Origin of the sequence: Candidatus Angelobacter sp. (genome assembly GCA_035607015.1) — a bacterium.
Lineage (GTDB): Bacteria > Verrucomicrobiota > Verrucomicrobiia > Limisphaerales > AV2 > AV2.
In genome coordinates this window covers 1-7,054 of sequence record DATNDF010000006.1, presented here as the reverse complement: position 1 = coordinate 7,054, position 7,054 = coordinate 1, and the positions used below count along the sequence as shown (strand labels likewise).

The following is a 7,054-nucleotide window of genomic DNA, read 5'->3' as shown; positions in this document are numbered from 1 at the left end:
TGGCCTTTGCTGACATCGCCCATGCGGAAGATCTTTTTGCCCATGGCGGCATAGAGCGGCTTCAGTCTTTCGATGGTGGCTTCGTCGCCGCCGACGATAAACAGCAGCGTACCGGCTTCCGCGCCAACTTTTGATCCGGTGACGGGCGAGTCCACATACTGCACACCTTTTTGCGCGACGCGCTCGGCAAACTTACGAGTGGCGCTCGGGGAAATGGTGCTCGAGTCGGCTATGATCATGCCTTCGGTGAGCGACTGGTCAATACCGTTGGGGCCGAACAAAACCTGCTCGACGGCCGCGGTATCGGAGACGCAGATCCAGACGACTTCCGCGCCCTGGGCGGCGTCGGCTGGACTGGACGCCAAGCGCGCACCTTCGACCTCTTTGCCCGCGCTGCGGTTCCACACAGAAACCTCGTGTCCGGCTTTGACAAGATTGGACGCCATCGGGCGCCCCATAATTCCCAAACCCACAAATGCAACTCGCATCTAAGAAGCTCCTGTTAAGAAAAGAACAAGGGAATTAGAAATGAGGAGCAGGGGTGGGTCAAGCTGAGGCTGTGGATTGGTAAAATGATGATGTAGGCATGTGGCAGCTAAATGAGGCTGGGATTTACTGATGAGCAAACATTACAGGGCCGTGCCGGCCAGGCGCCGGCGTCCCGGAACCCAGGCGTCCCATGCTGAAAAACGCGCTTAAGAATCCTGCGCTGCGCAAGCGCGCCCGGCAATTCGGGAAACTGGTTCGGCATTCGGCGATCACACCGCGAACGGGTGAATCGCACAAGCCGGTGCTTGTCTCAAATGGCCAGATGGGCGTGACGTTCATTGGGCATGCCAGCTTCTTCCTACAGATTGGCGGGGAGAACGTGGTTGTTGACCCCAACTTCGCGCGGTGGCTGTTCGTCCTGAAACGGCTGCGGAAGCCGGGAGTGCGCATTCCCGACCTGCCGGCAATCGATCTCGTCCTGATCACACACGCGCATTTTGATCACTTGCACCGGCCGTCGCTGCGAGCGATTGTGCAGCACACGAAACGGTTTCGAGGATCGGCGCCCACGGCGGTGGTCCCGGAACACGTGTTTGATCTCGTGTCCGACCTGGGGTTTCGCGACGTTGTGGAACTGAACTGGTGGAGCACCTTTCGGCACCGTGATCTGAATATTACGCATGTGCCATCACGCCATTGGGGCGCGCGCATTCTTCGTGACGCGCACCGGGGCTACGGAGGGTATGTGTTGCGCGGCGGGAAGCACTCGGTCTATCACGCCGGCGACACGGCGTATTTTGCGGGGTTCCGGGAGATTGGGACTCGGTTAGCGCCGCAGGTCGCGCTGCTTCCGATCGGAGCCTACAATCCGCCATCGTTCCGCAATGTGCACACCAGCCCGGCAGATGCGACACGGGCGTTCCTCGATTTGAATTCGCGGTGGATGGTTCCCATGCACTATGGGACTTTCCGGCTCTCCCATGAACCGCTGGAAGAACCACTGCAATTGCTGGAACAGGAAGCGGCAGCCGCCGGCGTGAGCGATCGCGTGCTGGTTTTGCCGGAAGGCGTGACCAAACTGTTCTGATTCGGGCAACGCAAACCGCTCAAACCGCCAAGAACGCAAAGAAAATCAAGATTTTAACCGCAAAGATCGCAAAGCACGCCAAGAAAAACCAAACATTTAACCGCAGAGACCGCTGAGGATGCGCGCAGAGGACGCCGAGAAAACTGTACAACCGACTTCAAGACAGCTCACGAGAAACTGCCAGACCTTCAACCGCAAAGAAAGACAAACCTTTCACCACAGAGAACACAGGGATTCACAGAGGGCACACAGAGGAATAGGGTGGCTTCGAGGCTTCTTTGAGAACTGGCATTCGTCGCGGTCGAAAGCGTGGCGAAAAATTGTAACCGCGACCGTCGGCCAAGAATTCGAACACAACCCAAATCTTTTGCCGCAAATGACGCGAAGAAAAAACAAAACTTTAACCGCCGAGAGCGCAGAGAACTGCTCGCAGAGAACGCCGAGAAAACCAAACGATTTTCAAATGCCCGCCAGGATCTTTGGAGTTGTGAAACCTTGAAAGCACGCTCCGCTACATAGAGCTTCTGTACTCGGCGTGATCTCTGCGTCCTCAGCCCACCCTCTGCGATCTCTGCGGTTAAGAGCTTTGTGTTTAGGTTTAATGGCAAGAGCGAACTAATACGCCAGCAGGATTCGTATGTCGCGAAGGTTGTTGCCCGTGGGACCGGTCACGATGGCGTCGCCGAGCTTCTCAAAAAACGGATAGGCGTTGAAGTTCTGCAGGTGCAGGTTCGGATCGAGTTGTTGACTGCGGGAGCGTTCCACCGTTGTGCCGTCCACGATCGCGCCCGCGGCGGGACTGTTGCCGTCAATGCCGTCGGAACCTGCGCTTAAAACGCAAACGTTCTCGCCAGAGATTTTCTCGGCGCAGTAGAGCGCGAACTGCTGATTACGCCCGCCCGTGCCGCCGTTCGAGACACGTACTGTGACCTCTCCGCCGCTAAGCAGGCAAACACGCTCGTTCTTTTTGCGCAGCTCGCGAAGGCGGGCGAGCAGATAATCGGCGGCGCGGGCGTAGTCCCAGTCATCGCAGGAGTTGTCGATTTCGACGGCGAATCCCTGGCGTTCGGCTTCGGTTTTTGCGGCCTGCAGCATCGCGTCGTTCGAAAGCAGGGTCCACCAGCGGGCACGGATGAATGCAGGATCGTCGGACTTTGCGGTCTCATCGAGCGCATGTCGCTCGCAGAGCTCGCGCACGGAAGCAGGCAATTGCGCCAACAGAGCGTACTTCGCGGCGATCCGGTAGCAATCGAGAACGGAAGTCGAGTCCGGCATAGTGGGACCGGAGGCCAGCGCGTCAGGCGTAGCCTCCGGAACGTCGGACACGAAGATCGAAACCTGCTGGGCGGGGTAGGCGGCCTGAGCGAGGCGTCCTCCTTTGATCGCAGAAAGGTGCTTGCGGATCGCATTGATCTCGCCGATGGGAGCGCCGCAATTCACGAGTGCGCGATAGGTTGCGGCAAGGTCGTCGAGCGAGATCTCGTCGTCGATGGGCTTCTCGGCCGCAGCAGATCCGCCGCCACTGATGAGGAAAAGTGCTAGGCAGGAGTCATTCAAAGTGCCCGCGGATTTCAGCATTGCCTCGGCGGCGGCAATGGACTCGGAGTTCGGGAATGGGTGTCCGCCGTGGAAATAGCGGAATCCGCGAACCTGAAACTCCGGCTGGACCGGGCTTGCGACAATGCCTTCGAAGCGTTCACCGGTTTGCTCGTGAAGGGCCTGCAGCATGGAGTGGGCGGCCTTGCCGAGTGAAATCACGAAAACGCGGGTGTAGGAATTCAGGTCGTAGAGGTCCTCGCGGATGCGCAGCACGCCGCGGTCGCAGGACATGTGGCGCGCGAAGGCAGCGCTGACGGTGGTTTCGCGCAATGCGTGTTCAAAGATGTGGAGCACGATCGGTTTCATCACGGGCGAGGTGCCAGTCCATTCTCCCGAACCCAGGTTTCAATTGCGTCGCGCATTTCGCGAAGGCGGCCTTCGAAGAAATGGTCGGCACTGTCGATGACCACCAACTTCTTGGGTTCAGCAAGAGAATTTACCAGAGCCTCGAGCTTCGGCCGCGGACCAAACTGGTCGCGGCTGCCGCTAACGAAGAGTTTCGGTTTGCTGCAGTCGCGCAGACAAGACAGATCGTAGGTGCGTTCCTCAACGGGCTGAACCGGAACACCGAGGCCAATGGCAGCGACGACGCGGTTGTCCTGGCAGGCGGCCTGCAATCCAACGGCGGCACCAAAAGAAAATCCGGCGAAGATCAGCGGCCGGCGGAACTCGCGATCGAGCCAATCGAGAGCGGTACGAACGTCGTCAGTTTCACCTTGTCCGTAGTCGTGCTCGCCCTGGCTGAGTCCGGTTCCGCGAAAATTGAAGCGGAGCACGGGAAAACCAAAACTATTCAGGGCCTTCATCGCGTGAAAGACAACCTTGTTGTGCAAGGTGCCGCCATAAACCGGATGAGGATGGCACACAACTGCGGCGTGAGTAGGATTGTCGGCGCCGAGATTCAGAATGGCCTCAAGCCTTCCGGCTGGGCCGTCGAGGAAAAGAGAACGCATTGCGCCGGCAGCGGTGTTCACCTAATTAGATTACCGCAGCGCTTGCCGGCGCGTTCGAGCGTTGGGGAAGGCTACCGGGTCGTCAAATCTCGCTATCGTCGCCGCTTTCGCTGGTGGCAGGGCTCATCGCGTGCCCATCGTTGGCGTGAAAAATCTCGATCGAGCCATTCACGTTGTTGAGTTGAATGTGTGCGCCGCCGCCACCGAGCTGGCCATGCATGTCGTGCCCAACGATGCGATGGTCGCTCACGTGGAGACCGAAGTCGTTGCTAATGCGCCCGTGCACCGTGTTTGCCTCAATGCTCACCTTCGCGTCAGAAGGAAGCGTGAGGCGGACAGGACCGTTAACGGACTGCAAGTGCAAATCGCCGGCGGAGAGCTGTTGGAAGCTGATGTCCATGGGACCGTTCACGGTTGAGAGCTCTACATCACTCGCCAATCCATGGGCCATGAGTTTGCCGTTGATGCAGGACGCGTGGACTCTGCCCAGCACTCCGGTTACATCGAGAGGCCCATTGATCAACTTGATTTCATCCAGGCTAGCTTTGCGGGGGACGGTGATCGTGTACTCCACCGTCGCGCCGTGGTGGTTGCGCCAGCCGTTGTCATCCTGGTGATACTTGGTTTCAATGGAGATCGAGTCGGAACGAGGGTTAACGCGGATTTCGGTTTCCTTCAGGCCTTCCTCGTCTTCAGCGCGTTTGACCGCATCGACCTTCACCTGGTTTTGGTCCCAGACGGCGATGTGGACTGCGCCATTAATGTTCGATACCTCGATACGGCCATTTGCGGTCAGCGGATAGGTCTGGTGGAACTCCTCTTTCACCCAGTCGCTGTCCGATGCGTGGGCCAGGGTAACGTTGATGGTCAGTGCCAGCAGCGTTCCGAGAATCACGCCCGACCAGGTGGCAAGTTTGTGTTTTGTCATATTCGCCTCCGACGCAGGTTAGACGGAAAGCAGCGCAAATGGTTAGGAAGATTTTTGGATCATTGGGCTATGGAACCACCGGGTTACGAGTCGCGATGTACCGTGTCGGGAGAAAACGCAGGGAGACAGACTGCGATGTATTCGGCGCCTCCGGGCTCCGGCGTCGAGTATTGGATCCATTCGCCGCGGTTAGCGACGACGGCCTGCCCGGCGCGGACATCGAGAGCGCCATTCTTGTGTTGGACCCGCAGCATGCCCTTCAGGACGATCGTGAATTCATCGAACTCGGGCTCCTGGCCGGGCTCGGTCCAGCCCTCGGGGCTGCGCATGTGAGCGACGCTGACGGCTGCGGTCCGGCTATTTACGCGGCCGATGTATTCGTCAATGAGCTTGGGCTTGTTTCCGGCGGCTTCAATGCGCTTGGGCTGCTCGATCAGGATGGGCATGCCGAGACTATAGCAGTCTCGGCATGGGGTGATGGTTCAAACCAATAGTTAGACTCCAGCGGCCTGGCTTTTCGATGCCTGCACGGGGTGTTTCGCCAATTCCTCAATGGTGGGGAGCGAGCGCGGTGTAGTCAGAGTCTTTTCTGGTGGCATGGTCCCCGTTTGCACCGCGTGGGCAAGCATTTGGATTGCAAGGTCGGTGTTCGGCGGGACCACAACCGTGGCGTTCAGCAGGCCGCGCTTCAGCCAGGATTGCCCAGTACTGCGGACGCCATCAATCCCCAGATATGGCAAGTGAGCAAACCTTCCGCGCGCCGTGGCGTCGCCAATTTCCTGGAAGGCTTTCCGCGCTCCAATTGCCATGGCGTCATTCTGTGAGACGACCAGGTCGAGCGGTGTTTGCATCGAGGTTGAAAGCTTCAGCCACGAGCTGACGATCTTGTAGGCTCCGGCTTCAGTCCAGTTGGATTTCAGGACTTTGATCTGCACGCCGATGGGCTTGGTGTCATAGAGCCCGGACGTACGGTGTTTCGACGCCATGGACTCGGCTGGTCCTTGGATCAATAGAACGCTGCCACCATTGGGCAGCATTGCGGTTACCTGGCGGCCCTGAATGCGGCCTATTTCCTCGTGGTCCGACGTAACCGAAAAGAGAGGGGCCTTGTAGCTGCGGCGGAGTTCGGAGAGATATTCGACGTCGCGGTTCATCACCACCCAGCCGATACCAGCAGCGGCGGCAGCTTTGGCGACGAGGGGAAAGGCAGTGCCTCCCGTGGGTTCGAAGATGATGCCATCGGGCAGAGCGGAGTTCGACTGAATCACGTGGAGGAGTTGTTGGCTCTGTTGGATGGCGTCGTTATCGGCGTATATGATTTCGATGTCTACGCCAAGGCGGTTGGCTGCATCTTGCGCGGCGGCAGCCTGTTCCATTTGGAAATCGTTGTCGTGCGTCGTCAGAGAAACCACGAAACGCAGCTTTTTCATAGTTAGACCACTTCGGCTATTTTGGTACGCTTTGGTGTAAATCTAAACGTAACCTTAGTAACGAGGAGTTTTCCGTTTTGGCACGAACGGGCTACGAGCAAGGCGTGTCAGAGCTGAGGTCGCTCTTTGAGGCAAAGTGTTAGAATCCGCCGCTGAGGTCCAAGCGGTTCAATGTCCCCTGTTGTTACCTCTCCCAAGGTCGTCGAAACCGGTGTATCGGCCACAGCTCCTGCTTCCACCCGCCTGATGTCTCTCGATCTGTTCCGCGGATTGACCATTGCGGGCATGATCCTGGTGAATGATCCGGGCAATTGGGCCTCGGTCTACGCGCCGCTACGCCACTCGGAGTGGAACGGCTGGACGCCTACCGACCTGGTGTTTCCGTTCTTCGTATTCATCGTCGGCGTGGCAATGGCGTTCTCGTTCAGCTCGCGCCTGCAACGAGGCGACTCGCGGTTAACCCTTTTTAAGCACGTGCTGTGGAGAGGCGTGGTCCTGTTTGCCATGGGCGTGTTTCTGAATGGATTCCCGACACACTACGATCCGGCGCATTTGAGGATCTATGGCG

At 58.2% G+C, this 7,054-nt stretch carries 8 protein-coding genes; 2 read left to right on the top strand and 6 right to left on the bottom strand.

Annotated features, from left to right (window positions below):
* Positions 1-458, bottom strand: a 458-nt coding sequence (locus VN887_00200; GenBank protein ID HXT38419.1) for an NAD(P)-dependent oxidoreductase, incomplete at its 3' end; no start/stop codon positions are given.
* 221 nt (positions 459-679) lie between these two features.
* Between VN887_00200 and VN887_00195 the strand changes: the two genes are divergently transcribed.
* The gene (locus VN887_00195) at positions 680-1,576 is read left to right on the top strand and encodes an MBL fold metallo-hydrolase (GenBank protein HXT38418.1); all 897 of its coding nucleotides are present in this window, start codon (positions 680-682) and stop codon (positions 1,574-1,576) included.
* Positions 1,577-2,191: 615 nt separating this feature from the next.
* Here VN887_00195 and VN887_00190 read toward each other — a convergent pair.
* The 5 genes from VN887_00190 to VN887_00170 form a co-directional block, all read right to left on the bottom strand.
* Complete coding sequence (locus tag VN887_00190) at positions 2,192-3,481, bottom strand: DUF4147 domain-containing protein (protein ID HXT38417.1); 1,290 nt, start codon at positions 3,479-3,481, stop codon at positions 2,192-2,194.
* Positions 3,481-4,128 carry an alpha/beta fold hydrolase gene (locus VN887_00185; GenBank protein ID HXT38416.1) on the bottom strand — a complete coding sequence of 216 codons (648 nt, stop codon included), beginning with the start codon at positions 4,126-4,128 and terminating at the stop codon, positions 3,481-3,483. The genes VN887_00190 and VN887_00185 overlap by 1 nt, the downstream gene beginning before the upstream one ends.
* 82 nt (positions 4,129-4,210) lie before the next feature.
* Positions 4,211-5,056 carry a hypothetical protein gene (locus VN887_00180; protein HXT38415.1) on the bottom strand — a complete coding sequence of 282 codons (846 nt, stop codon included), beginning with the start codon at positions 5,054-5,056 and terminating at the stop codon, positions 4,211-4,213.
* 83 nt (positions 5,057-5,139) lie between these two features.
* The gene (locus tag VN887_00175) at positions 5,140-5,502 is read right to left on the bottom strand and encodes a cupin (GenBank protein ID HXT38414.1); all 363 of its coding nucleotides are present in this window, start codon (positions 5,500-5,502) and stop codon (positions 5,140-5,142) included.
* A 48-nt stretch (positions 5,503-5,550) separates the two neighbouring features.
* Complete coding sequence (locus tag VN887_00170; GenBank protein ID HXT38413.1) at positions 5,551-6,486, bottom strand: substrate-binding domain-containing protein; 936 nt, start codon at positions 6,484-6,486, stop codon at positions 5,551-5,553.
* A gap of 171 nt (positions 6,487-6,657) precedes the next feature.
* On the opposite strand from VN887_00170, the gene VN887_00165 reads away from it, so the two are divergent.
* Positions 6,658-7,054: DUF5009 domain-containing protein (locus VN887_00165; protein HXT38412.1), on the top strand; the 397-nt coding region annotated here is incomplete at its 3' end.

Bases quoted from the DNA above. Each gene is read 5' to 3' on its own strand.
- VN887_00195 (HXT38418.1), top strand. From the start codon at position 680: ATGCTGAAAAACGCGCTTAAGAATCCTGCGCTGCGCAAGCGCGCCCGG.
- VN887_00190 (HXT38417.1), bottom strand. From the start codon at position 3,481: ATGAAACCGATCGTGCTCCACATCTTTGAACACGCATTGCGCGAAACC.
- VN887_00185 (HXT38416.1), bottom strand. From the start codon at position 4,128: ATGCGTTCTCTTTTCCTCGACGGCCCAGCCGGAAGGCTTGAGGCCATT.
- VN887_00180 (HXT38415.1), bottom strand. From the start codon at position 5,056: ATGACAAAACACAAACTTGCCACCTGGTCGGGCGTGATTCTCGGAACG.
- VN887_00175 (HXT38414.1), bottom strand. From the start codon at position 5,502: ATGCCCATCCTGATCGAGCAGCCCAAGCGCATTGAAGCCGCCGGAAAC.
- VN887_00170 (HXT38413.1), bottom strand. From the start codon at position 6,486: ATGAAAAAGCTGCGTTTCGTGGTTTCTCTGACGACGCACGACAACGAT.